23 protein-coding genes are annotated in these 24,077 nt (G+C 28.7%); 19 read left to right on the forward strand and 4 right to left on the reverse strand.

Annotated features, from left to right (window positions below):
- Positions 1-18 precede the first annotated feature (18 nt).
- Both HAW63_04810 and recA read left to right on the forward strand, forming a co-directional pair.
- Complete coding sequence (locus tag HAW63_04810) at positions 19-504, forward strand: CinA family protein (GenBank protein ID MBE8163289.1); 486 nt, start codon at positions 19-21, stop codon at positions 502-504.
- Between the two features lie 9 nt (positions 505-513).
- A complete protein-coding gene (gene recA / locus HAW63_04815) occupies positions 514-1,563 on the forward strand; it encodes a recombinase RecA (GenBank protein MBE8163290.1) in 1,050 nt (349 codons plus the stop codon).
- Positions 1,564-1,678: 115 nt separating this feature from the next.
- Here the strand turns inward: recA and HAW63_04820 are convergent, their stop codons facing one another.
- Positions 1,679-2,593: a lytic transglycosylase domain-containing protein gene (locus HAW63_04820; GenBank protein MBE8163291.1), complete on the reverse strand. Its 915-nt coding sequence runs from the start codon at positions 2,591-2,593 to the stop codon at positions 1,679-1,681.
- 154 nt (positions 2,594-2,747) lie between these two features.
- Between HAW63_04820 and HAW63_04825 the strand changes: the two genes are divergently transcribed.
- Genes HAW63_04825 through trmB form a run of 4 tightly spaced genes read left to right on the forward strand, consistent with a single transcriptional unit; the run spans position 2,748 to position 5,454 of the window.
- The gene (locus HAW63_04825) at positions 2,748-2,966 is read left to right on the forward strand and encodes a carbon storage regulator (GenBank protein MBE8163292.1); all 219 of its coding nucleotides are present in this window, start codon (positions 2,748-2,750) and stop codon (positions 2,964-2,966) included.
- Between the two features lie 6 nt (positions 2,967-2,972).
- On the forward strand, positions 2,973-3,719 hold the full coding sequence (locus HAW63_04830; GenBank protein ID MBE8163293.1) for a 16S rRNA (uracil(1498)-N(3))-methyltransferase: 747 nt from the start codon (positions 2,973-2,975) through the stop codon (positions 3,717-3,719).
- A 24-nt stretch (positions 3,720-3,743) separates the two neighbouring features.
- The gene (locus tag HAW63_04835; protein MBE8163294.1) at positions 3,744-4,757 is read left to right on the forward strand and encodes a hypothetical protein; all 1,014 of its coding nucleotides are present in this window, start codon (positions 3,744-3,746) and stop codon (positions 4,755-4,757) included.
- A 10-nt stretch (positions 4,758-4,767) separates the two neighbouring features.
- Positions 4,768-5,454: a tRNA (guanosine(46)-N7)-methyltransferase TrmB gene (gene trmB / locus HAW63_04840; protein MBE8163295.1), complete on the forward strand. Its 687-nt coding sequence runs from the start codon at positions 4,768-4,770 to the stop codon at positions 5,452-5,454.
- On the opposite strand, the gene HAW63_04845 is transcribed toward trmB, so the two are convergent.
- Positions 5,455-6,060 (reverse strand): hypothetical protein, encoded by a 606-nt coding sequence (locus HAW63_04845; GenBank protein MBE8163296.1) that lies wholly within the window; start codon positions 6,058-6,060, stop codon positions 5,455-5,457.
- A gap of 340 nt (positions 6,061-6,400) precedes the next feature.
- Between HAW63_04845 and HAW63_04850 the strand changes: the two genes are divergently transcribed.
- From HAW63_04850 to HAW63_04890, 9 genes are all read left to right on the forward strand, one after another.
- Positions 6,401-7,375: a MoxR family ATPase gene (locus HAW63_04850; GenBank protein ID MBE8163297.1), complete on the forward strand. Its 975-nt coding sequence runs from the start codon at positions 6,401-6,403 to the stop codon at positions 7,373-7,375.
- Positions 7,376-7,391: 16 nt separating this feature from the next.
- Positions 7,392-8,279 (forward strand): DUF58 domain-containing protein, encoded by an 888-nt coding sequence (locus HAW63_04855; protein ID MBE8163298.1) that lies wholly within the window; start codon positions 7,392-7,394, stop codon positions 8,277-8,279.
- 20 nt (positions 8,280-8,299) lie between these two features.
- The gene (locus HAW63_04860; protein MBE8163299.1) at positions 8,300-9,118 is read left to right on the forward strand and encodes a hypothetical protein; all 819 of its coding nucleotides are present in this window, start codon (positions 8,300-8,302) and stop codon (positions 9,116-9,118) included.
- The gene (locus HAW63_04865; protein ID MBE8163300.1) at positions 9,115-10,116 is read left to right on the forward strand and encodes a VWA domain-containing protein; all 1,002 of its coding nucleotides are present in this window, start codon (positions 9,115-9,117) and stop codon (positions 10,114-10,116) included. The genes HAW63_04860 and HAW63_04865 overlap by 4 nt, the downstream gene beginning before the upstream one ends.
- A gap of 117 nt (positions 10,117-10,233) precedes the next feature.
- Positions 10,234-11,142, forward strand: coding sequence for a VWA domain-containing protein (locus HAW63_04870; protein ID MBE8163301.1), 909 nt, complete (start codon positions 10,234-10,236; stop codon positions 11,140-11,142).
- The gene (locus HAW63_04875) at positions 11,135-12,031 is read left to right on the forward strand and encodes a hypothetical protein (GenBank protein MBE8163302.1); all 897 of its coding nucleotides are present in this window, start codon (positions 11,135-11,137) and stop codon (positions 12,029-12,031) included. Before HAW63_04870 ends, HAW63_04875 begins: the two co-directional genes overlap by 8 nt.
- Positions 12,015-13,850, forward strand: coding sequence for a protein BatD (locus tag HAW63_04880; GenBank protein MBE8163303.1), 1,836 nt, complete (start codon positions 12,015-12,017; stop codon positions 13,848-13,850). Before HAW63_04875 ends, HAW63_04880 begins: the two co-directional genes overlap by 17 nt.
- Before the next feature lie 33 nt (positions 13,851-13,883).
- Positions 13,884-16,046: a transglycosylase SLT domain-containing protein gene (locus HAW63_04885; GenBank protein ID MBE8163304.1), complete on the forward strand. Its 2,163-nt coding sequence runs from the start codon at positions 13,884-13,886 to the stop codon at positions 16,044-16,046.
- 57 nt (positions 16,047-16,103) lie between these two features.
- Positions 16,104-17,477 carry a LysM peptidoglycan-binding domain-containing protein gene (locus tag HAW63_04890; GenBank protein MBE8163305.1) on the forward strand — a complete coding sequence of 458 codons (1,374 nt, stop codon included), beginning with the start codon at positions 16,104-16,106 and terminating at the stop codon, positions 17,475-17,477.
- 8 nt (positions 17,478-17,485) lie between these two features.
- On the opposite strand, the gene HAW63_04895 is transcribed toward HAW63_04890, so the two are convergent.
- A complete protein-coding gene (locus HAW63_04895; protein ID MBE8163306.1) occupies positions 17,486-18,283 on the reverse strand; it encodes an Mrp/NBP35 family ATP-binding protein in 798 nt (265 codons plus the stop codon).
- Positions 18,284-18,418: 135 nt separating this feature from the next.
- Here HAW63_04895 and HAW63_04900 point away from each other — a divergent pair, with 135 nt between their 5' ends.
- From HAW63_04900 to trxB, 3 genes are all read left to right on the forward strand, one after another.
- The gene (locus HAW63_04900) at positions 18,419-19,756 is read left to right on the forward strand and encodes a glycine--tRNA ligase (GenBank protein ID MBE8163307.1); all 1,338 of its coding nucleotides are present in this window, start codon (positions 18,419-18,421) and stop codon (positions 19,754-19,756) included.
- Between the two features lie 108 nt (positions 19,757-19,864).
- Positions 19,865-20,638 carry a hypothetical protein gene (locus HAW63_04905; protein ID MBE8163308.1) on the forward strand — a complete coding sequence of 258 codons (774 nt, stop codon included), beginning with the start codon at positions 19,865-19,867 and terminating at the stop codon, positions 20,636-20,638.
- 16 nt (positions 20,639-20,654) lie between these two features.
- Entirely contained in the window at positions 20,655-21,599 is a 945-nt protein-coding gene (trxB, locus tag HAW63_04910) for a thioredoxin-disulfide reductase (protein MBE8163309.1), read from the forward strand.
- Positions 21,600-21,605: 6 nt separating this feature from the next.
- Here the strand turns inward: trxB and HAW63_04915 are convergent, their stop codons facing one another.
- Complete coding sequence (locus HAW63_04915) at positions 21,606-23,294, reverse strand: ABC transporter ATP-binding protein (protein MBE8163310.1); 1,689 nt, start codon at positions 23,292-23,294, stop codon at positions 21,606-21,608.
- A gap of 78 nt (positions 23,295-23,372) precedes the next feature.
- Between HAW63_04915 and HAW63_04920 the strand changes: the two genes are divergently transcribed.
- A complete protein-coding gene (locus HAW63_04920; GenBank protein ID MBE8163311.1) occupies positions 23,373-24,023 on the forward strand; it encodes a hypothetical protein in 651 nt (216 codons plus the stop codon).
- Positions 24,024-24,077 lie beyond the last annotated feature (54 nt).

A 24,077-nucleotide genomic window follows, 5' to 3' on the forward strand; every position in this document is an offset into this window, starting at 1 on the left:
TAAAAAATAAGGAGCGTCATGTCAAATTCTATGGATTTTATAATTTCTTACTTTTTGACTCATAGTTTAACAATTAGTTGTGCAGAAAGCTGTACAGGTGGCTTGGTATCTGACAAACTAATACAAAGGTCTGGGGCTTCTAAGTATTTTAAAGGCTCTGTTGTGGCTTATAGTAAAGCAGTAAAACAAAGCTTTTTATCAGTGTCTGACCTACTTATAGAAGAAAAAGGCATAATTAGTGCCGAGGTAGCGATGGCGATGGCTGTAAGCTGTAAGGAAAATTTTTCCACAGATTGGGCCTTAAGCAGTACAGGTTTTGCAGAAAGTACTATTATCGGAGGAAAAACGCAAAAACCAATTGTTTATATAGGTGTGGTTGGCCCCAATGTTGAAGAGACTCTAGTGTGTAAGTTTGATAAAGAGTCTCGCAACCAAGTTAGACAGCAAAGTGTTATAAGAGCCTTTGATTTTTTAAGTGAATGTATAAAAAACAAAACAAAATAGGAGAAAAGTATGGCAAAAGACAAAGTGGTAGAAACAGGAGTAAAAAATAATCCAAAAGCAAGAGCTTTAGATTTAGCAATTGAGTCTATTGAAAAGCAATTTGGTAAAGGTTCCATCATGAAACTAGGTGGAAAAAATATTAATACCGATATTCCTGTAATAAGTACTGGGGTGTTAAGTTTAGACTTAGCTTTAGGTGCTGGTGGTTTACCAAAAGGAAGAATTGTCGAAGTTTATGGACAAGAAAGTTCTGGAAAAACCACTTTAGCTTTATCTACTATTGCTCAAGCACAAAAAATGGGTGGTACAGTAGCTTTTGTAGATGCAGAGCATGCTTTAGATGTAAATTATGCAAAAAAATTAGGAGTTAACATTGATGAAATGCTAATTTCTCAACCCGACACAGGAGAGCAAGCTTTAGAAATTACAGAAACTTTAGTTCGTTCCGGAGCAGTGGATGTATTAGTTATTGATTCTGTGGCTGCTTTAACTCCTAAGGCCGAAATTGAAGGAGATATGGGTGATAGCCATATGGGTTTGCAAGCGCGGTTAATGTCACAAGCTTTAAGAAAATTAACAGCTATTACTAAAAGAAGTAACACGTTAGTGATTTTTATTAATCAGTTAAGAATGAAAATTGGTGTGGTTTTTGGTAATCCCGAAGTAACGACTGGTGGTAATGCATTAAAATTTTATTCCACTATTCGTTTAGAAGTTCGCCGTTCTACTTTATTAAAAAATGGTGAAGATGTGTATGGTAACCAAATTAAAGTTAAAGTGGTTAAAAATAAAATTGCACCTCCTTTTGCAAAAGTAGAGTTTGATTTACTATATGCAGAAGGTTTATCTGCAGAGGCTGATGTTTTAGACTTATCAGTAGCCAATAGGTTAATTGTAAAATCGGGATCTTGGTACAGTTTAAATGATAAGAAAATTGGTCAAGGACGAGAGCAAGCACGAGTATTTTTAAAAGAAAATCCTAAGGTTTTCTCTGCTTTAAGAGAAAAGATTTTAGCTATTAAAGGTGTTGGCAAAAAAACGGAAACTACTAAACATTAGTTTTTAGATTCTGTTAAAAAAAACACGGGCTAATTTAAGCTCTCTTGCTCAGGCATCCCTTTGGGGTGAGTCGCAGGAGAGATTAAATTAGCCCGTTTTTTTTATACCACGCATTTTATTTTTTAAAATAATTTTCAATGGTTTTAAAGCTTTTGGGAGGAATTCTTACTGCATAACTTTCAACATAATGGGGAATGCGAAATTGTTTTAATTCAGGATTAATTTTTTTTAAATAAGAGCTATGAACATTTAAACTATTGGCTAAATTTTTTAAAGAAGTACCTCCAGCTATAGAAATATAGTTAAACTTCTTTTGTTTGGGTGAAGTGATTTTAATGTTCATACCGTAAAGGTGGGATTGTTGTAATACTAAGCTGACAGCGATTAGTTTAGGAATATAATTTTTTGTTTCTTTAGGAAAATCGGGTTTATTAATAAGTTCCCAGTAATTAGTGGTTTTATACTTTTTTATAAATCGGCCTAAGCGATTTTCTCCCATATTATAAGCAGCTAAAGCTAATTCCCATTTTTTAAATCGCTTGTACAAAATTTTAAGATAATTTAAGGCAGCAATAGTACTTTTATGAATATTTTTTCTTTCATCGAGCCAATGGCTCACTTTCAAATTAAAACGCTTAGCTGTTGGTTTCATAAATTGCCAGTAACCTACAGCACCAGCAGAGCTATGAGCATGAACATAAAAACCACTTTCTATCATTGGTAAATAAGCTAGCACCAAAGGAAGATTATTTTTTTTAATACTTTTTTCAATAAAATAAAAATACTTTCGACTATTACCTGTCCAATTTTGAATAATTTTTTTCCCTCTATTACTAGTAAAAAAAGTAATCCATTTTTTTATATTAGGATCTTGCGGTATGGAGAATCCATAAAAATTCTCTCTATAGTTATTGGTATTTTGAAATAAAAAAGGGCTTTTTTTAGCTAATACATTATTTAGGCAAAGTAAGTTAAAAATCGATATAAAAAGGAGAGGTTTTTTTAAGTACTGCCAGTATTTAAACAACATATAATTTATGTTAAGTAGTTTTTGGTATTTTAGCTAATAAATTAGTATCTATCTTGTTTTGCCTTGACTTTTGAATAGTTGTTTAATAGATTGCGTCAATTACAAATTACCACTTTTTTTTATAGGGTGAGTAAGCGATTAATCTTTAAACAGGATGTTGAAGTTGAAAAAAGGGAAGTTAATCTTAACTCGTCGGCAAGGCGAGGGTCTATCCATAGGCAATAATATCATTATCGAAGTTCTACAAATTAAAGGTAAGCAAGTGCGGTTAGGCATTCAGGCATCCAAAGATGTTTCTATTATTAGAAGCGAACTAATGGAAGGTGACATGTTAGATAATGGCATAAGCTCTGAAAAAGAAAACACTAAGTAATCAACTATGCGCCGCTACAGTTTAGAAGAAAAACACCTTAATTTACTAGAGAAGCTCATTATTTTAGAAGAGCAAAATTTTCATCACATTTGTGAAGTTTGTAGAAATAAAAAAGGGTCTAAGTTTGAGGTTTTAATTAAAAGTAAAGCCTATTTAGTTGAAATTACTAATATTTTTAAAAAAAAAGCCACAGCTGTTATCTTAGAAGAAAGAGAAATTGTAGCCTTAAAAAAACCATTTTTGCATTTGGTTTTAAGTATGCCTAAATTTTCTGTTTTTGAATCTATTTTGGAAAAAAGTGTAGAAATGGGAATTTCTGAAATTCATTTACTATCTACCACTAATAGTTTTGTTAAATCAGCCAGTAAAATTAGTGTTGGAAAATACCATCGATGGCAAAAAATCATGTCTGGGGCTATGAGTCAGTCAGCAAGATCGAGTCCCTTAATTATTCACCCACTGTCTAGTAGAGAAGAGGTAGTTTCTAGGCTAAAACAACAAGCCATTCCAGGGATTGTGGCTTATGTTAATGCCACTAAAACTTTTTCGTCTGTAATAAGCCCTTTAAAAACCCCTGTGCAGGAAAGCTTAGCTATGTATATTGGCTCTGAAGGGGGTTTTACGCAACAGGACATTAATTTTTTTAGATCGCAAAATATACTCGACTTTTCTCTAGGAGAGCAGGTGTTAAAAGTAGAGACCGCTTGTTTATTTCTTATAAGCTTAGTAAAATATCAATTACAAGGTCTTTAAATAGATAGTGTTTATAGGAGTAATATGATTGATTTTAATCAATTGCATAAAATAGCTAATGAATTAGAAGAGTTCTCCTCCAAAGCTTTGAGTAAAACCCCGAGCATTAAACCAAAGGCTATATCGAGTGGAACTTTACTTTATTCTACTACAGAGCCAGAGTTTTCTTTTTCCAATCAAGAATTTATTCACTTTCCAAAAAATAGTCAAAAAAAGGTTAAAAAAAATTGGCCTTCTTCTCCTTCAGTGGAATTTTTTTCTTCGCCAGGGGTTATTCAAGCAGAGAAAAAAGAATTAAAGCAAGTGCAGTTAGAGAAGAAACAACCACTCAATACAATAGATTATTCTATTTCTATAGATAATTTAAATGCACATACGTTATTAAATAGTATGGATAATTTTTCTTCACTAAAAACAGAAGAAGAGGCAGATTCTAAAAAAAATAACAACTTCCATTCAGCCCAAGCTAATACTTTAGAGTGCAATCAAACTTTAAAAAACATAGGCTTTATATCTATTGAAGATAGACAGGAAGAATATAAAAAAAATAAAAAAGAAACATTAAGCGTACAAAGCCCTATAAATCAACAATTAAATACTAATAAAATAATACAGCCTCAAGCTTTTACTTATTTATACAACGAAGTAAGTTTTGGTTTTTCTGCATTTATTTTAGATTTACTATTTAATTTCTCTGTTTTTGCTTTAATAAATTTTATGTATAAAATGCTTTTTTCAGGAAATTTACTGCAATTTTCTACTTTAAAGTTTCTTTTTATTTTTAGTCTTATTTTTCAAGTATCTACCTTTATTCAAAGAGTTATTTTTAAAAAAACCTTTGGTGAATGGTATACAAATGTACAAATAGGTACAGATAAACAACAGTTTGATATTTTATACTCTCTTTCTTTGTTTTGGAGGTCATTTATGACTTTATGCACAGGAGTGGTTATATTTCCCGTCTTATCTTTTTTTATCAATAAAGATTTAATGTACTATTTAACTGATTTACAAACTTTTAAAAAAAATAACAATTAGGTTTTAATTCTTGTCTAATGTTAAGTTAAAAGCCACTACTGACATTCCCAATCCTAATAAATATATTCAATTATTAGAGGGTAGTTTTAGTAATTATGCTTTTAGTGAAAAAAGAGTAATTGAAAATAAAGGTGTTTGGCGAAAAAATATTTTTCAAGTAACAGAAAATACTCCTTTAGATTTAGAAATCGGTATTGGTAATGGTTTTCACTTTGCTTATTACGCTAATAAACATTCTACTCGTTGTCTTGTGGGATTAGAAATAAAATTTAAACCTTTAATTCAGTCTATTCAAAGAGCATTAAAAAACAATGCTAAAAATATGAGAGTAGCAAGATATAATGCCTGTTTTGTAGAAGATTTATTTTCTAATGAAGAGGTTAATAATGTTATTATTCATCACCCAGACCCATGGTTAAAGAAAAAACAGCATAAACATAGATTAATACAAAAAAATTTTTTAGATAAATTATTTTTGTTACAAAAAAAACAATCTTTTTTAGAGATTAAAACAGACAGTTTAGATTATTTTGAATGGATATATAAAGCTGTTAAAAAAACAAAATATAGTATTGTAGAGATAAGTTATGATTTACACCACTCTCCTTACAAAGAAGACAACTTTACAACATACTTTGAAACTATTTTTTTAAAAAAATCTCAAGCTATTTATTGGTTAAAGGCTATTAAATTATAGCTAAAAAATAGGATAATTACCATTAATGTTTAGTAATCTATTTTTTATTCTATATTGATAATTTAAATATTTAAACCAATGCTCTTTAGCTAACGGATTTAATATACAAAGAATAGAAGAAGACAATGTTAGTGGATAATCTATATTTACAGAATAGTATTGTAAATTCCATAATGCTTTTTCTATACTATAAGTATCACAGTACACGGTAGATAGTTTATCACTTTTTTCCGTAGTACTTTCTGTTAAAAAAAGAAAATTAAAGCTATATAAGAACAAAGACATCAAGCTGCTAAAGGGAGATCGGTAAATGTATTTGCGATCTACATGAATGCCAAAAATCACACTAAATAAAGAATCTAACTGATTAGTAATATTTAAAAATATACTGGTAATACAATAAGCAATAGAACTTTTGTAACTACCTTTAGTCTTAATATGAGATAAACCTAAAGTTAAGTAAGCTTCTAAAAGGGAAGGGGTAGAATCATTTAAAAGCTTTTCTGATATAAACAATTGTCTATTATTTTTAGAAATAGAATAAGTAGTTAGTAAGAAAAAATCTACCTGAGAAACATAAATATTTGGAGGAGATATGTTTAACATCTTGCTAATTTTCAGAACTTTTTTTTTAAGGAAAAAAGGGTCTATTCCTTGAATTAGTGAGGCCTTAAAAATTTTTATAACAGCACTTTTAGAATAAAAATAATAGAAAATAATAAAGGAAAAAATAATAAGAAAAAAAATAACTATTCCCGTAATAGAGGCGTAGTAAAAAAAGGCTAAGCTGCTTAAAAAATAAGTAACTAAATATAGTCCTTTTTTCAAATAAAATAAAAAATAACTTGTCATAACTATTATAGATTAGATATCATATTTTATAAAAAATGACTAGCGTTATCTGAGTGTTATTGAGAGTAATAAAGAGTAATAAAGAGGGGTTAGGATGAACAACAACGATGAAAATTGTACCATAAATACAGAGTGGATTCCTGTTTTATTTCAAGAACTATCTAAATTAATTGTTGGGCAAAAAGAAATGCTAGAAGCTATTTTAATGGGAGTTCTGTCCGAAGGGCATGTGTTAATAGAAGGTCTTCCTGGTTTAGCAAAAACTTTAAGTATTTCTACTTTTTCTAAAACTCTATCTTTAGCTTTTCAAAGAATTCAATTTACACCAGATTTATTGCCTTCAGATATTATTGGTACTATGATTTTTAATCCTAACACAGGGGATTTTAATGTTAAAAAAGGTCCTGTATTTAGTAATATTGTTTTAGCTGATGAAATTAACAGAGCTTCTGCAAAAGTGCAAAGTGCCTTGCTAGAAGCTATGGCAGAAAAACAAGTAAGTATTGGTAGCAAAACTTATCCATTAGAAACACCGTTTTTAGTATTAGCTACTCAAAATCCTATTGAGCAAGAAGGAACTTTTGAATTACCAGAGGCTCAACTAGATCGTTTTTTATTTAAAGTAAAAGTAAATTATCCAAGCAAAGAAGAAGAGTTACAAATTTTAGAAAAAATAAATGATTTTCAAAGCATTGATATTCAACCTATTTTAAGTCAACAAAAATTACTAGAAGCAAGAAAACAAGTAAGAGAAATTCATATCGATGAAAATTTAAAAAAATATATTGTAGATTTAGTAATGACTACTCGTAGTTTAAAAGAATATGGGTTAAAGAAATTGGAACATTTAGTAAAGGTGGGAGTGTCTCCTCGAGCGACTTTAGGCATAGCCACAGCAGCTAAGGCACAGGCTTTTTTAAAAGGTCGTAATTATGTAAATTTAGATGATATTAAGGTAGTAGCTTATTTAGTATTAAGGCATAGATTAATTTTAACCTATGAAGCAGAGGCTGAAAATATAAATACAGATTCTATTATTACAGAAATTTTAGCCAATACAAACATTTAAATTATAATAAGCATTTATGTTATATAAATCACCTATACCTTCTGATGTTTATCGTTATGTTAAGCAATTAGAAATTAAAACTAGAAAACTAGTTCAAGGAAATTTTTCTGGTTTGTACACCTCCTCTTTAAAAGGTAATGGAATTAACTTTTCTGGATTTCGCGAATATGTTTACGGTGATGATACTCGAAATATTTCTTGGCCACTAACAGCTAGAACAGGAAAAACCTATTTAAAAGAATTTGAAGAAGAAAGAGAGCTACAAGTTATTTTATTAGTAGATATTAGTTCATCTATGAATTTTGGATCTAATAGTATGAAAAAAGAAATAAGTGCTTATCTAAGTGCTTTATTAGCATTTACGGCTATAAAAAATAAAGATAAGGTTGGGTTATTACTTTTTTCCGATGAAGTAGAGCATTTTATAAAACCACAAAAAAACAAACAAACCGTATATGATATTCTTTTTAAAATTTTATCTAATAAAAATATTCAAAAAAAAACTTCATTAAAAAGCAGTGTAAAATTTTTACAAAATGTTTTAAATAAAAAAGCACATATTTTTATTTTAAGTGATTTTGATTTTTTTTTACAAGAAGAAAAAGTTTTGCAAACATTATCGTCTAAGCATGAAGTGTTTGCAATACATATTCGAGATCAATGGGAAAGAGAGCTTCCTAACATTAATGCAATATTAAGATTTTCTAATTTAGAGAGTGAAACAGATTCGCAAGAAGTAATTTTTGATTGTAGCTCTGTAGAGAGTTGTAAAAAATATAAAGAATTGGTTGCTAAAAAAGAGCTTCTTATTAAAGCACAGTTAAAAAAAAGCAATATCCCTAAAATATTAGTTGAGTCAGACCAAAAGTGGGCATTGCCTATTATTAATTTTTTTAATCAATAATTTATAATATAGAGCGAAATATGATTGCATTACAGTGTTATTTTTTTAAAAAAAAGCAGAATTTAACAGTAGGGGATATTCAAACTGTATTTTGTCCATTAAAGGTAAAAGAAAAAAATATTTTAAAAGATAAAAAAGATTTTTTCTTTAATGCGAAATATCCAATACCTTTATTAAATTATCAATTAGTTTTACTTCAAAAACCAATAGTTAAGCAAGATGTATTATCTTTATCAGTTACCTCTTATATTCCAGGAGTTTTTAAAAATGTAAATCCAATATTAAAATTAGAAAAAAATCAGTTTTTATTATCTGGTTTAAATTGGAAAGTAAAGAGTGTTTTACAAAAGCAATCTAAAACACAAAGCTACTATGGTCCTATAGTTGAGCCTAATTCGCTAAATGTTTTATATATAAGTATAGTTTTTTTTAGCTTATTTATATGTTACGGGTTATATTTTTTAGTTAGCAGGTATAAATATAAAAAAATACAGAAACAAGAGATAATTAAGTATAAAAAAACTATATCTCCATATAACGAATACCATAAATCTATAAGGGCAATGTCTTTAAAATCTGACGATTTTTTTGTTGAATTAAAAAATGCTTTTTATGTTTTTTTAACACGAACAACAGAAATTCCTTTCTTTCAATATTCTTTAACAAGGCTTAAAAAAGCAATAAAAAGCAACAAACAGCTTTCTTTACAGTTACAAAATAATTTACTTTTTTTAGTAGAAGACTTAACTTTGACTTCTAGTAAAATAAATTTAGAAAAAAAACAATCTATATTAAATAAATTAAATAAAATAGTAGATCAAATTGAGGAAGTTTTATGATTGTTTGGTCACAGCCTTATTTTTTTTACTTTTTAATTATATGGATGCTATTAATTATAATTTCTTATATTTTTAAATTTAAAACTAGTAAAACAGGATTTTCTAATTTAGATACTTTCAAAAAAATAAAACCTAGTTTAAGGGTAAGGCTGTTATTTTTACCTACATTTTTAAAATACGCCGCTTTATTTTTTGTTATTATTTCTTTAGCTCGTCCACAATTAGAAAAAGTAGATAAAAATAGATGGACTAAAGGTTTAGAAATTATTTTAGCTTTAGATATTTCGGAATCTATGAATATTCCCGATTTGCAACCTACAAGATTACAGGCTGCAAAAAAGATTTTAAACGATTTTATTCAATGGAGAAAGTCAGATAAAATGGGCTTATTAGTATTTTCTGGTGCTTCGTATATGCATGTCCCTTTAACTTTAGATCATAAATTACTTTTAGGACAATTAGAAAAAGTAAAAACATTAAAATATATTAAACAGGGGACAGCTATAGGTGTAGCTTTAGCTAGTGCTATTGATAAATTACGATTACGAAAATTGAAAAGCAAAATTATTATTTTAATTACAGATGGAGAAAATAATACAGGAGAAATAAGTCCACTATTGGCTTTACAATTGGCTAAAAAATACAATATTAAAATTTATACTGTAGGCATTGGAAGGCAAGGCCGAAGTAAAATCCCTATTTCAAGAAAAAATATTTTTGGACAAACAGTAACAAGATATCAGTTTATAGACAGTAAAGTAAATGAAAAATTATTAAAGCAAATAGCTAAAGAAACAAAGGCAAATTTTTATTTAGCAGAGAGTAATAAAACCTTGTTAAATGTTTTTAAAAATATTTCTCTTTTAGAGACTAGTAAAATAAAAAACAATCAATATTTTGAATATAAAGAAAAGTTTTATGATTATTTAATATGGGCTATTATTCTTTATTGTATAGCCTTACTATTAGAATGGGGAGGGTTAAGAATTTATTCTTAAAAAAATATGTTTAGCTGGGATAATTTTACTGCTTTTTATTTGTTTATTCCTATTTTGATTGTTGGAATATATTTATTTATTTTTTATCAAAAAAATAAAAAGGCTTTTGAGAAGGAAATGAAACATAATATTTTTTCTTTTCTACAAAAAACAAAACAAAATAAAAATTATTTAAAAATTACTTTTCAATGTATAGCTTTATTAAGCTTAATTTTAGCCTATGCAGGGCCACAGCTAAGCAATAAATATAAAACTAATAAACAAAAAGTAACAGAAATTATTTTTTTAATAGATGTTTCTACTAGTATGCTAGCAGAAGATTTAGGCATTAGTCGTTTATTGTTTGTTAAAAAAGAAGTTTCTAAGTTTTTAACAAAACTAGATGGGCAAAGAGTAGGCTTAGTGGTCTTTGCAAAAGATGCAAAAATTATTTCTCCTTTAACTACAGATATAGATAGTTTAAAGCTATATTTAAAATCTTTAAGTACAAAAAGTGTTCCTAGGCAGGGTACAGAAATTTCTTATGCCTTAAAAATAGCCCAATCCTTATTTTCAGAGTCAAAAAACACAGATAAAGCTATTGTTTTAGTTTCTGATGGAGAATTACATGAAAAAGAAATTAAAAAGCAGGCTATTACTTTAAATAAAAAACACTTATGGATTTTTTCTGTAGGAGTGGGAAGAAATCAGGCAGTGCCTATACCTTTAAAAAATGAAAAAGGCGAAAAAATAGATTATAAAAGAAACTCTAGGGGCGAGTTAGTTTTAACACAGTTTAATAACGCAAGTTTAAAAAAGTTATCTAAGTTAGTTAATGGAAAGTATTATCACCTTAGTTTTACTTCTAATAGTTTTGATAATATTTTTATAGATTTAAAAAATTTAAAAAGCAAAATAACAAAATTATCGTATCAGCGTATTTATACCCCTTTGTTTTCCTATTTTTTATTCATAGTTTTTATTTTTTTAATTTTGGATATTACATTTTCTTGGTTTTTTTTAAAAAAAGGAAAAAGTAATGTATAAGCTTATTTTTTTAACAGTATTATTAAGTTCTTGTGATTTTTTCTCTAAAAAATATAATCATTTTTATCCTAATGATACTAAAAAAATATTAATCAACCTGCAAAACAAGCAATTAAGTAAGGCTAAAAAAAATGTTATAAGGGCTTATGCAAAAAAGCCACTATCTTTAATTTCTTACTTTAACTTAGCTTATATTTTATCTCAAGATAGCAGCATGCAAACCTCTAAAAACAGTAGTATACAAGTTTCTCAAGATAGCAGCATGCAAACCTTTAAAGAGGAGGAGAACAACCCATTTAATTTATCATCATCCATTTATAAATACATTTTAAGACAAGCAGAAGGAAATAGGAAGGTTGCTTCATCAATTCTTTTTTTTAGTTTTTTTAATTTAGCTATTTTACATCAAAAGCATAATTATTTTAATAAAGCATTATATTTTTATCAAAAAGCCTTAGAGGTAAAAAATATAGATTCTGATAAAAAAAAGCAAGTAAAAGTAAATATAGAATTATTTTTTAAAAACAAAAACAAAGAGAAAAAGGGAAACAAAGAGAAAAACAAAGAGAAAGAGAAAAAAGGCAAAGATAAAAACAATAAAAATTCAAAAAACACAAATAAAAAGCAATCTCAGCAAAAAAAACCAAAACCTTCTTCTGACCCCAAAGATAAAAATAAACAAGATAATAAAAAGCAAGAACAAATAAAAAAAGACACCTCAAAAAAAGACACCTCTTCTAAAAATTTAAAAAATAAAAATAAATCCGATTTAAGCGAACAAAAAATAGAACAAATTTTAAAAAATATTCGTTTACAAGAGCAACATGTGTATGAAAAAATGCAAAATAAGAATCAAAAAAAAGGAGGCTTCAGTGAAAAAGATTGGTAAATATTTATTGTTTATTATAGTTATTAATCTTTATTTTACCCCTAGTATTTATGCTAAAAACAATCTTAGTGTAAAATCTCAGCTATCTAGCAAAGTGGTAGGTATTGAAGAAGATTTTACCTATTCGTTAATTATCCAATCATCTAAGTCTATTTCATCAAAAACAGAATTGCCAAATTGGCCAAAAAACATTGAATTTTCTCATTCGTCTAATTCTGAACAAACAAGTGTAAACATAATTAATGGTAATGTATCTACTACAAGAATTAAAAAAATTTCTTATACTTTAAAAGCCAAAAAATTAGGTTGGATACTTTTGCCTAGTATAAAAATTGTAGCCAACAATACCACTTACAAAACCAAAGCGGTAAAAATACAAGTGGTTAAAGAGCCTCAAGCTCGCAGAAAAAACTCTAGAAATCCTTTTGATACTTTAAATTCTTTTTTTGATGATAGTTTTCCTTTTAAGCAGAAAAAAAGAACTTTTAATAAAACAGATATTTTTGTTAAACTAGAATTAGATAAAAAAATTCTCTTTTTATCTGAACAAGTGGTATTAAGGTGGTTTTTGTATACAAGGGCTTCTGTTTCTGGAGTAGATTTACAACAATTGCCTAAATTAAAATCGTTTTGGAAAAAAGATTTACAAAGTTTACAAGATAGAAGACAAACCTCTAAAGAAGTAACTATAAATAATAAAATTTATCAAAAGCATTTATTGTTTTCTTACCTTGTCTCTCCTTTAAAGTTAGGGCAATTAAATATTGATCCTTTAATAGTTGATCTACAAGTTTTTAACAGAGCAAGTTTTGGTTTTAACTCTTCTGTGCTTCGCCGTAGCTCTAATGTAAAAAAAATAAAAGTGATAAAGTTACCAGATAGACCTAAACAAGGTACTTTTTCAGGGGCTGTGGGAGAATTTCAACTCAGTGACCAAGTAAAAACAGCTAAAATTGAACAAGGAAAAGCTTTTGTATGGGAGGTAACTATACAAGGCATAGGAAATTTAGATGCTTTTAATTTTGATAATTTAAAGTTAGACAAAAATTTAGAGTTGTATGATATTCAAGAAAAAATTAATTTTTTTGCATCGGGTATCAGTAAAAAAAAGATAGAACTATTAGTTATTCCTAAAGTGGCAGGCAGTATTGCTTTACCTATTATTCGGTTTACTGCCTTCAATCCACATACAAAAGTCTATTATACTTTATTAAGTCAAAAAAAAAATATCTTAGTAAAAAAGAACCTTGGTTATTTAGCTCCTAAAGTAAAAAATTCTGTTCTTTTAAGTAAAAAAACAAAAAATATAATCGAAAAAAAAAATGATGTTGTTAAAAAATCATTTAAAACAAAAATAGGTAAATTAGAAAATAAAAACAAAATAAAAACATATAATAAATACTTTATTCTTTCTTTTTTATTGTTGCTATTTTTTTTCTTACTTTGGATTTTATACTGTAAGATTAAAAATAAGGAAAAAAGCAATTTATTAAATTTAAAAAGTAAATTTTTAGAAATAGAAAAAAATATTTTACCTATTGATGAAAAAAAGGCAGCTAGAGCTTTAATAGACTTAACTTATTGGGTAGTAGAAAAGTCTAAGAATAAAAAATATAATTTTTTATCTTTAAATAAAATGATTAATGAATTGCCGTTGGCTTATCAAAGCCAATATGGGCCAGATTTAAAAAGAATTTTGATGCTATGTGAAACAATAGCCTTTTCTAAAAAAGTACCGGTGGCCTTAAAAAAGCAATTGAACGAGATATCTGCTAAATTATACTTTTATTTACAAATACTGTTGAAGTATAACCCATGATGTATAATAATGAATTAATCACTTTGAGGATATATGTATAGGTATTTTTTTTTATTAGTATTTTTTATTTTTAAAGTAAATAGCGCTTTAGCTTTAGATAAAGTAACTTATTATGCTAATAAAAATCAGTTAACCTATAACTTAACCCCAGAAGAAGAAGAAGTTATAACAAAATTAACTAACATTCAAAATTTATATCTAAATAAAAATGCTAAGGCTTGTTTAAAGGCAATAAACAAGTGGAAAGCTCCAGAAAATATAGCTCCTTGGATTTATATTAAAAAATTAAAATGTATTAAGCTATTTTCAAAAAATAATAGAGTTTATTTATACAAAAAAAATATAGGCTATCCTAATATTTGGAAATTAAATAAGCCCGTTAGGTTAGAGTTAGTCAAAGCACTAAAAAATGCCATTTATTTTATAATTAAGGTGTCTTTAAAAAAAGGAAAAGTAGGTGAAGTCGAAAAGCTATTGCAAAATATAAATACAAGTATCTTTTTTTCCTCTAATAAAGAAAAAACATATTTATTTTATATTAAAGCAAGAATTTTTTATAATAAAAAAAACTCTTTATTAGCTAAAAGTTTTTTAAATAATAGTTTTTATTATCACAGAAATAGCTCAAAAAGAAAATACCCTTTTTCTTTGTCTGCGTTTAGAGGAAAATATTTTATAAAATTTATTGATAAAAAAGCAAAAGCTAAAAGAAAAAAAAATATTTTTTATTACCCAATGGAATTAAAGGCTTTTAATCAGTTAAAGGAAAAGTCTAGAAGCTCTAAAATATTTTTTAATAAGCACATTCAATATTTACAGATGTATCATGGCTCAATAAGAAGCCGTAAAGTTAATAGAACACTACTATTAGCTTACTTAGCATTACCCAAAAGTAAGCAAAACTCCTTTGAAGTTTTAAAAAAAGTTTCTAAGCTAAAGTGTGTTTTTTTGAACAAGTGGGTTGGTAAGTTATTTTATAAAGCCAAGTATAAAGATATTGCTTATCTTTATACAAATGCTAATCCGTGTGAATGGAAAGGGGATAATTATTTTCGTATAGCGGCTGGATATTATTATCAAGCAAGCTACGACGACGCTGAAGTTTTGTTTAAAAAACTTCCTAAAACATATTCGGGTCACAATATTATCCCAAGGTCTATGTTATTTTTAAGTTTTTTATATATAAAAAAAAATCAATATAATTCTGCAATTAAAGTGTTAAAAAAACTGGTAAGATTACCAAAAAATAATTTTCATTTACAGGCATACTATTTTTTGTATTTTTTGCATAAAAAACAAAATAATTCTTATAAAGCAAAATTTTATTACAAACAATTATTACGAAAATATCCTTTAACTTACTATTCTTTAAAATTAAAATTTTTAGATAAATCTTTACCTTCTTTTTTTACCAATAAAACTAAAAAAAGAGATAAATGGACTATTTATTTAGATAAACCAGAAAGTCAGTCATGGCAAAAAGTAAAATTATTATTAAAGGCAGGATGGCTTAAAGAATCTCGATTGGAGTTAAAAGCGTGGAACTTACCAACATTATCTTCTGGAGTGTTTGTTTATACTTATTTATTAAGCCAGGCGCATAATTTTTTATCGGCTATTAAATTACTATACTATTTATGGGAAGAGGATAGAAGTGTACATCGTAAGTCTTTACTAAAGCTATTATTCCCCCATTTTTTTAAATCTTTGGTGGAAGAATATGCAGTTAAAAACCATTTAGAGCCTAGTGTAGTATTTGCACTTATTCGGCAAGAAAGTGGGTTTAAGGTGGATGCCCATAGTTTGGCAAATGCTTATGGGTTAATGCAGATGATTATATCTACAGCTAATGAAGTAAAGAAGCTATTAGGGATAAGAAAGAAGTCAGTATCCAAAAGAGAGTTATTTGAAGCAAAGACGAATATTCGCTATGGAACTAGGCACTTACGGCAATTATTAAAGGCATGGGGTGGTCATCTTCCATTATCTTTGGCTTCTTATAATGTAGGATATGGTAATTTATCGAAATGGATCAAGTCTAGAGGCCCCTCTTTTAAGATAGAGAACAATTCTAAGCTTTTAAACGAGATATGGTTTGATGAGCTGCCCTGGGTAGAGACCAGTTTTTATATTAAGGCCATTTTACGCAACCAATTCTTATACAAAGGTCTGTACGGAAAGGCTTTAATAAAGTGATTTTTTTTAAAACTATTCTTGATAGTTTTTATACTATGAGCTTATAATAGATTTATTATGATTAAGTTTATCTTTTTAAGCCTTTTTATTGTATCTTGTTCGTATTCGCCCTTTTCTAAAACGACGCTGAATCCTAAAAGTCGTAAGATAGTAGAGCAGGATTTAAAAGACCTTCCTTTTGGGAAAATACCCGTTCAAATTAATAAGTATGTTTTAAAATGGATTTATTATTATCAAGGTCGTGGGCGCAAACATATGCGCCGTTATTTAGCAAGATCCAGTCGTTACCAATTTTTAATGCAATCTTTATTAAAAGAAGACTCGGTACCTATTGATTTAATTTATGTGCCTTTAATCGAATCGGGTTTTACCTCGCATGCTTATAGTCATGCTAGCGCTGTGGGGTATTGGCAATTTATTAGAGGGACAGCTACTAGTTATGGATTAAGAGTGGATGGTTATGTTGATGATAGAAAAGACCCTGTGTTATCTACAAAAGCAGCTATTAAATATTTTAAAACTTTACATAATATGTTTGGTGATTGGTATTTGGTTTTAGCCGCTTATAATTCGGGAGAAAATCGCATAAAAAGATATATAAAAAAATATAAAGTTAAAGAATATTGGACTTTTGTAAGAAGAAAAATTTTACCTCGAGAGACTCGTAATTATGTACCTAAATTTTTAGCAGCATTGCTTATTGCCAAAAATCCAAAAATGTATGGATTTCATAATATAAAATATCAAAAGCCTTTTTCTTCTGATTATATTACCGTTAAAAAATCCATTAGTTTAAAGTTATTGTCTAAAGAAATGAAAATTTCTTTTTCTAAATTGAAAAAATTAAACCCTAGATATTTAACCGACTGGGTTCCTGTAAAAAAAGGATCGAAAATTGCTGTTAGAGTTCCAACTTCTCTAAAATCTTTAGCTTTTAAAAGTTTACCTAAAAGTTATTCTAACAAGCCTTTTTTAACTTTTAGTTATTATTTTTATTATAGAGTTAAAAAAGGGGATAATTTAAGTTATATTGCAAAAAAATTCCGTTCTCGAGTGTCTTCTTTAAGACGGTTAAACCGTTTAAAAAGAAAGAATTTCTTACGCATTGGGCAGAAGTTAAAAATTCGTCGTCGTACTAGAGTAGAACACTTAGGCAGCAATCTTATAAAACGAAATAAAACGACTAATAAAAGAGCTGTATCTAGTATAAAAAAGTTGCGAAAAAGAAAAAAAATATCTACTAAGCGAATCTTAAGAAAACGATTAGCGAAATTAAAAAAACATCGTAAAATTTACAAAATAAAAAGAGGGGATACTATTTCCCATATTGCTAAAAAATTTCGTATTTCTATTAAAAAACTGAAAAGAAAAAACAGATTAAGTTCTAATTATAAAATTTTTTCTGGTGGATATTTAATAATTCCAAAATAAAAATAGATTTATAAAGGACAAGCTTTTTCTATTTGCTTTGCAATAGTAAAAAATATCTTAGCAATTTCGTGTTCAGGGTAAGCTTCTACAAAACTTTGACCTGCCTCTGCACTTAATCCAATATATGGGTGAAAAGGAACTTCTGCTAATTTTACTAATTTTTCTGTTTTTAAAAAATGTTCTAAGTCTCCCTTAGGAAATAGCTGTATTTTTTCCATATCTGGGTTTTGAGGATATAAGTAAGACATATTCTCTAATAAACCCAAATGAAAAACATTTAATTGTTTCCACATGGATATTGCTCTTTTTGCATCAATAAGAGATAAGTTTTGGGGTGTAGTTACAGTAATCGCTGCAGAAATATTTACTTTTTGAGAAATAGTTAAAGGCACATCTCCTGTTCCTGGTGGTAGATCTATCAGTAAATAATCTAAATCTCCCCAACAAACATCGGTAAACAGTTGAGAAATAGCTTTAAACAGCATAGGCCCTCGCCATACAACCGCTTCGCCTTCTTCTATTAATAACCCCATACTCATGCATTGAATATTATGCCTTTTTAAGGGAATGAGTTGTTTTTCTTTAGTGAGCTCGGGTCGATAAGTTTCCCCTCCCATAATTTTTACTAAACTAGGGCCATAAATATCTGCATCTAGTAAGCCCACTTTATGGTTTTTGCCTAAAGCAATACTAATATTAGCAGAAAGGGTACTTTTTCCCACGCCTCCTTTGCCAGAACCTATTAAAATAATATGTTTAATATTAGGTAAAGAAAGTTTAGGGGAGCTTTGATTAGCATTTGTCATAAAAACCTTTATGGATTTTTTGTAAAAAGAGAGTTCTTCTATATATAAAAAAGAAGTGCTTTTAAGTCTAGTACTTTTCTAGTTTAATTTCATCTAGAGGTTGATCATCGCTAAGCCTTACTTTATCATTTCTATATGAAGAAAAATACCTTATCTGATTTATCGACTTTAGTTTCTCTATGTAAGCAAAGAGGCTATATTTATCCAAGCAGTGAAATTTATGGAGGTTTAAATTCTTGTTGGGATTATGGCCCCTTAGGAGTAAATTTAAAAAGAAATATTAAAGCCGCTTGGTGGAAGGAAATGACTTATCGTGAAGAGGTAGTGGGGCTAGATGCATCGATTTTAATGCATCCTCAAGTTTGGAAAGCTTCTGGCCATATTGATGGATTTTCTGACTCTTTGGTAGATTGTAAAGATTGTAAAAATCGTTTTCGTTTAGACCATGCTTTATTAAAAGATAATAAAAAAACTTGCCCTAAATGTGGGTCTTTTTCTCTTACAGAGTCCAGACAATTTAATTTAATGTTTAAAACTAATATGGGGCCTGTGGAAGAAGAAGGGTCGCAAGTTTTTTTAAGACCAGAAACAGCACAGGGAATTTTTGTAAATTTTGATAATGTACAAAAATCCACTAGAAAAAAACTTCCTTTTGGAATTGCTCAAATTGGAAAATCTTTTCGTAATGAAATTACACCAGGAAATTTTATTTTTAGAACAAGAGAGTTTGAGCAAATGGAAATGCAGTACTTTGTAAATCCAAAAGAAGATGAAAGGCATTTTGATTTTTGGAAAAAAGAAAGAATGGAATTTTGCAAAAACTTAGGGATAAAAGAAAGTCATTTACGATTTACTCCTCATGGGCAAGGGGAACTAGCTCATTATGCAAAAGCGGCTTTCGATATTGAATATAAATTTCCTTTTGGTTGGCAAGAAATAGAAGGTATTCATAATCGTTCTGATTTTGATTTAAAACAACATCAAAAGTTTAGTGGTAAAAAATTAGAATACTTTGATGATACCACTCAAGAAAAATTTTTGCCTTTTGTTATAGAAACCGCCATTGGTTGTGACAGATTATGCTTAGCCATTTTATGTGATGCTTACACAGAAGAAATAAAAACACTAGATAATGGCAAAGAGGATAAGCGTGTATATTTAAATTTGCATCACTCCTTGGCTCCTTATAAATTAGCTATTTTACCTTTATCTAAAAAAGAAGAATTAACAAAAATAGCTAAACAGTTGTATGCCGACTTATCCAAAAAATACCCCATAGACTATGATGATAGAGGTAGCATTGGTAAACGCTACCGTAGGCAAGACGAAATAGGAACTCCATTATGTATTACTGTAGATTTTGATAGTTTAGAAGATTCTGCCATCACTATTAGACGCTTAGACACTATGGAGCAAACAAGAGTCGATTTAAGCCAAGTTATGAGCTATATGGACCGTCTTTTTGCTATATAGTGGTAGTTTTTTAATCAGAAATTATTTCTCTCTAAAAAATTAATAAAAAGTTGTTTGTTTTTTAAAAATAGAGTAATAATTTAAAAAGTATAAAAAAAAGGAAATTATATGTTTAAGTCATTATTGCTGAGTTTAATTTTTTTATTAGCCATTTCTTCTTGCAAAACTTTTAAAGGGAATATTGAGGTAAAACGCTCTCTTCCTATTACAATTATACAAGACGATCCATTTTCTGATGATGAAAATGGTGATGAAGATACCGAAGAATTACATTTAACTTTAAAACCTGGTGTTTATACTACAGAATTAAATTTCTCTGGAAAAAAAAACTTATCATTAGATATTAATGTAGGAAATGAAGAATACACTATAGACGCTTATTTAAACAAAGAAATTAATAATATTTCTAAAAAAGGAGTTCATAAAATAACTCTAACTGCAAAAGAATTAAATCAATCTTGGGGCTTAAAAGGTACAGTTAAAACAAAAGTTTTTAGGGGAGATTTAATACAATCTAACGAAAGTTGTTCAGTTAGCTATCGTTATTTGGAATGTTACCCTAGAGGTGATTACAAAAAGCACAAAAAGCGCGTTCGAGACAGATATAGAAATTGCAAGTGGTTTTATGATATTGAGTATGGCAACAGAGATGTAGAATATTATAATCAAACGAAAACTTATGATATAAATACTGACATTATCTCTGCAAAGTCTAATGCAGAAGCTACTGCTAAGCTAGAAAATATTTTAGGCACTTACACGGCGCAAAGACAAGAAAATACTAGAATTTATCAATATCAAAGTTGTTGTTATGATTATCGAAAGCGTTGCATAAGTTCTAGCGATAGAAGATACAGAAGACGATATAGAAGAAGGTATTAATACAGGTTGTAAAACAATGAGTTCTGATTTCAGTAAAACCGTTCATGATGTTATAATTATAGGTTCAGGCCCTGCTGGTTATACAGCCGCCATTTATGCTGCAAGAGCCAATTTAAAGCCTTTATTATTTGAAGGGGAAGAATCTGGAGGACAATTAATGACCACCACCGATGTGGAAAATTTTCCAGGGTTTCCTAAAGGCATTATGGGTCCCGAGTTAATGGAAGCTATTGGCGATCAAGCTCGTCGTTTTGGAACGCAAATTTTAAGTCAAAATATAACTAAAGTAGATTTTTCTAAAAGTCCTTTTTCTGTATTTGTAAAAGATAAAGAATATAAAGGAAACACGGTTATTATTTCCACAGGCGCTTCGGCCAAGTATTTGGGTTTAGAAAGTGAAAAAACCTTTTTAGGAAAAGGAGTTTCTGCTTGTGCCACTTGTGATGCTGCTTTTTTTAGAGACCAAGTGGTATGTGTTATTGGGGGAGGAGATTCTGCAATGGAAGAGGCAGTATTTTTAACTCGATTTGCTAAAAAAGTATATCTTCTTAATAGAAGTGATAAATTAAGAGCCTCTAAAATTATGGCAGATAGAGCTAAAAATAATGAAAAAATTGAAATTATTATGAACACTACCATGACCGAAGTTTTAGGAAAAGATGTGGTTAGTTCTATTACTATTCAAAATATTAAAACCAAAGAAAAAAGTAATTTAGTAGTAGATGGTGTATTTTTAGCCATTGGGCATACACCAAACACCACTATTTTTAAAGATCAAATTAAATTAGATCCAGTTGGTTATATTATTACCGAACCAGACAGCACTAAAACCTCTGTAAAAGGAGTTTTTGCTTGTGGAGATGTGCAAGACACTAAGTATAGACAAGCCATTACTGCCGCAGGTACAGGATGTATGTCTGCTTTAGAAAGCGAAAAATTTTTAGAATCTAAAGCAAAGTAATATTTTTTAAAGAGTTTTAGGGATAGCAGATAATAAATCTTGTGTATATTTTTGTTGAGGTTGTTTGTAAATAGCTTCAGAAGTATTATATTCTACAAATTTACCATTTTTCATAACTGCAATATTATCAGAAATAAATTTAATTACTCCAAGGTCATGGGAGATAAAAATATAAGTTAATTTTAGTTCTTCTTGTAAGTCTAACAATAAATTTAAAATTTGCGCTTGTATGGATACATCTAGGGCAGAAACCGACTCATCACAAACAATAAATTCTGGTTGCACAGCAAGTGCTCTTGCAATGCAGATTCTTTGTCTTTGTCCTCCAGAAAATTCATGAGGGTAGCGATTCATTACATTGGCTGGTAAATTCATTCTTTCTAAAAGAGATTCTGTTTTTTTAATTCTTTCGTTTCTGGTACCCAAATCATGAATAATCATAGGTTCCATAATAGCAGAACCAATAGTCATTCTTGGGTTTAATGAAGCATAAGGGTCTTGAAAGATAATTTGAATTTTTTTTCTCATATCTCTCATTTCTTTTTTATTTAAGTTAGTAATATTTTTTCCGTAAAATAAAATTTCTCCAGAAGTTGGCTCAGTTAATCGTAAAATAGTTCTTCCTAATGTGGTTTTTCCACAACCCGATTCTCCCACTAAACCTAAAGTTTCATTTTTAGAAACTTTAAAGCTAATATCATCTACAGCTTTTACCCAAGAAGAGGGTTTTCCAAATATATTTTTTTTTAGCGGAAAATATTTATGCAAATTATTTACTTCTAGTAGCGTTTTATTAAACACTTTTGATTGTAAGGGTTTTTGCACCTCTTCTACTTTTTGAGTAGAATTAACATTATTTAAAAAATCTTCCACTGTAGGCAGTCGGCGACAAGTTTTTTCTAAGGTAGGTCGGCAAGCTAATAAACCCTTAGTATAATTTTGTTGAGGGTTTAAAAAAATATCTTTTGTGTTTCCTTGTTCTACGATTTTACCACGATGCATAACACTAATGCTATCAGCAATATTAGCAATAACTCCCAAGTCATGAGTAATAAATAACATACTCATATTATATTTTTCTTTTAAATTTAATAGTAAATCTAAAATTTGTTTTTGAATTGTAACATCTAAGGCAGTAGTGGGTTCATCGGCAATTAATAGTTCTGGTTTACTAGCAATAGCCATGGCAATCATAATTCGTTGTCTTTGTCCGCCACTCATTTCGTGAGGGTAAGAACCAACTCTTTGTTTAGGATTAGGTATCCCTACTTGGTCCATTAAATCCATAGAGTATTCTAAAGCCTCTTTTTTATTAAGCCCTTGGTGTAAAATAACCGATTCAGAAATTTGATCGCCCACAGTAAACACAGGATTAAGACTAGTCATAGGTTCTTGAAAAATCATAGAAATTTTATTACCACGAATAGACCGCATTTCTTTTTCTGATTTTTTTAAAAGATTTTCTCCTTTAAAAAAAATTTCTCCATTGGTAATTTCTCCTGGAGGAGAGGGGATAAGGCCCATAATACTAAGTGCAGAAATACTTTTTCCAGACCCCGATTCGCCAACCATTCCCATGGTTTTTCCTTCAGGAATAGAAAAGGAAACATCATTTACGGCCTTAATATAGTTTTCACTAGTTTTAAATGCTACTTCTAAATTTTTAACAACAATAGTATTTTCTTTTGATGGCATAATTGCTTCTCCTACTCTTTAATAGTATAGGGAAGTAGTTTATTTTTACAAGTAAATTACTAATAAACAAAGGAACTTATGAGGGAAGAAAATAGTGCGCAAATAAATTATATGAATAGTATTTTTGGAAAAGAAATGGATACTCAATCTAGTATTCGAGAAGCTTTAAAAAAAGATAATAAAACAAGAATTCATATTAGTCCCTATGAAGCACAAATTTTATCTTTTTTTGTTAAGTTTTCTGGAGCAAAAAGGATTTTAGAAATTGGATCTTTATATGGATATTCTACTTTTTGTTTAGCTCATGCAGCAGGAAGGAACTCTAGTGTTTACGCTTGCGAAAAGTGCCCAAAAAATATTAGTAAAGCTAAAGAATTAATGAAAGGCACAGAAGAACTAAATAGAATTCAATGGTATTCTGGCGAAGCATTGCCTCATTTAGACGACTTTTCTAAAGAAGAAGATTTTGATTTAATTTTTATTGATGCAGATAAATCTAACTACAATAATTATAGAAAATGGGCAGTAAAACACCTTAAAACCAAAGGTTTGCTTATAGCTGACAATAGTTTTCTTTTTGGCTCAGTGTATCATGAACCTAGAGATAATACGGCGCATAAACACCATCAAGTAATGGTAGATTTCAATAATGATTTAAGTAACTTAAAGCTTTTTAACTCTATGATTATCCCCACATTTGAGGGCTTAACAGTGGCTCAAAAAATATAAAAACCCTGCATTTTTTTGCAATGCATAATGAATAAAAGACCATAATTTGAAACT

It is taken from the genome of Pseudobdellovibrionaceae bacterium (assembly GCA_015163855.1).
In the GTDB taxonomy this organism is placed as follows: domain Bacteria; phylum Bdellovibrionota; class Bdellovibrionia; order Bdellovibrionales; family UBA1609; genus JAAOIH01.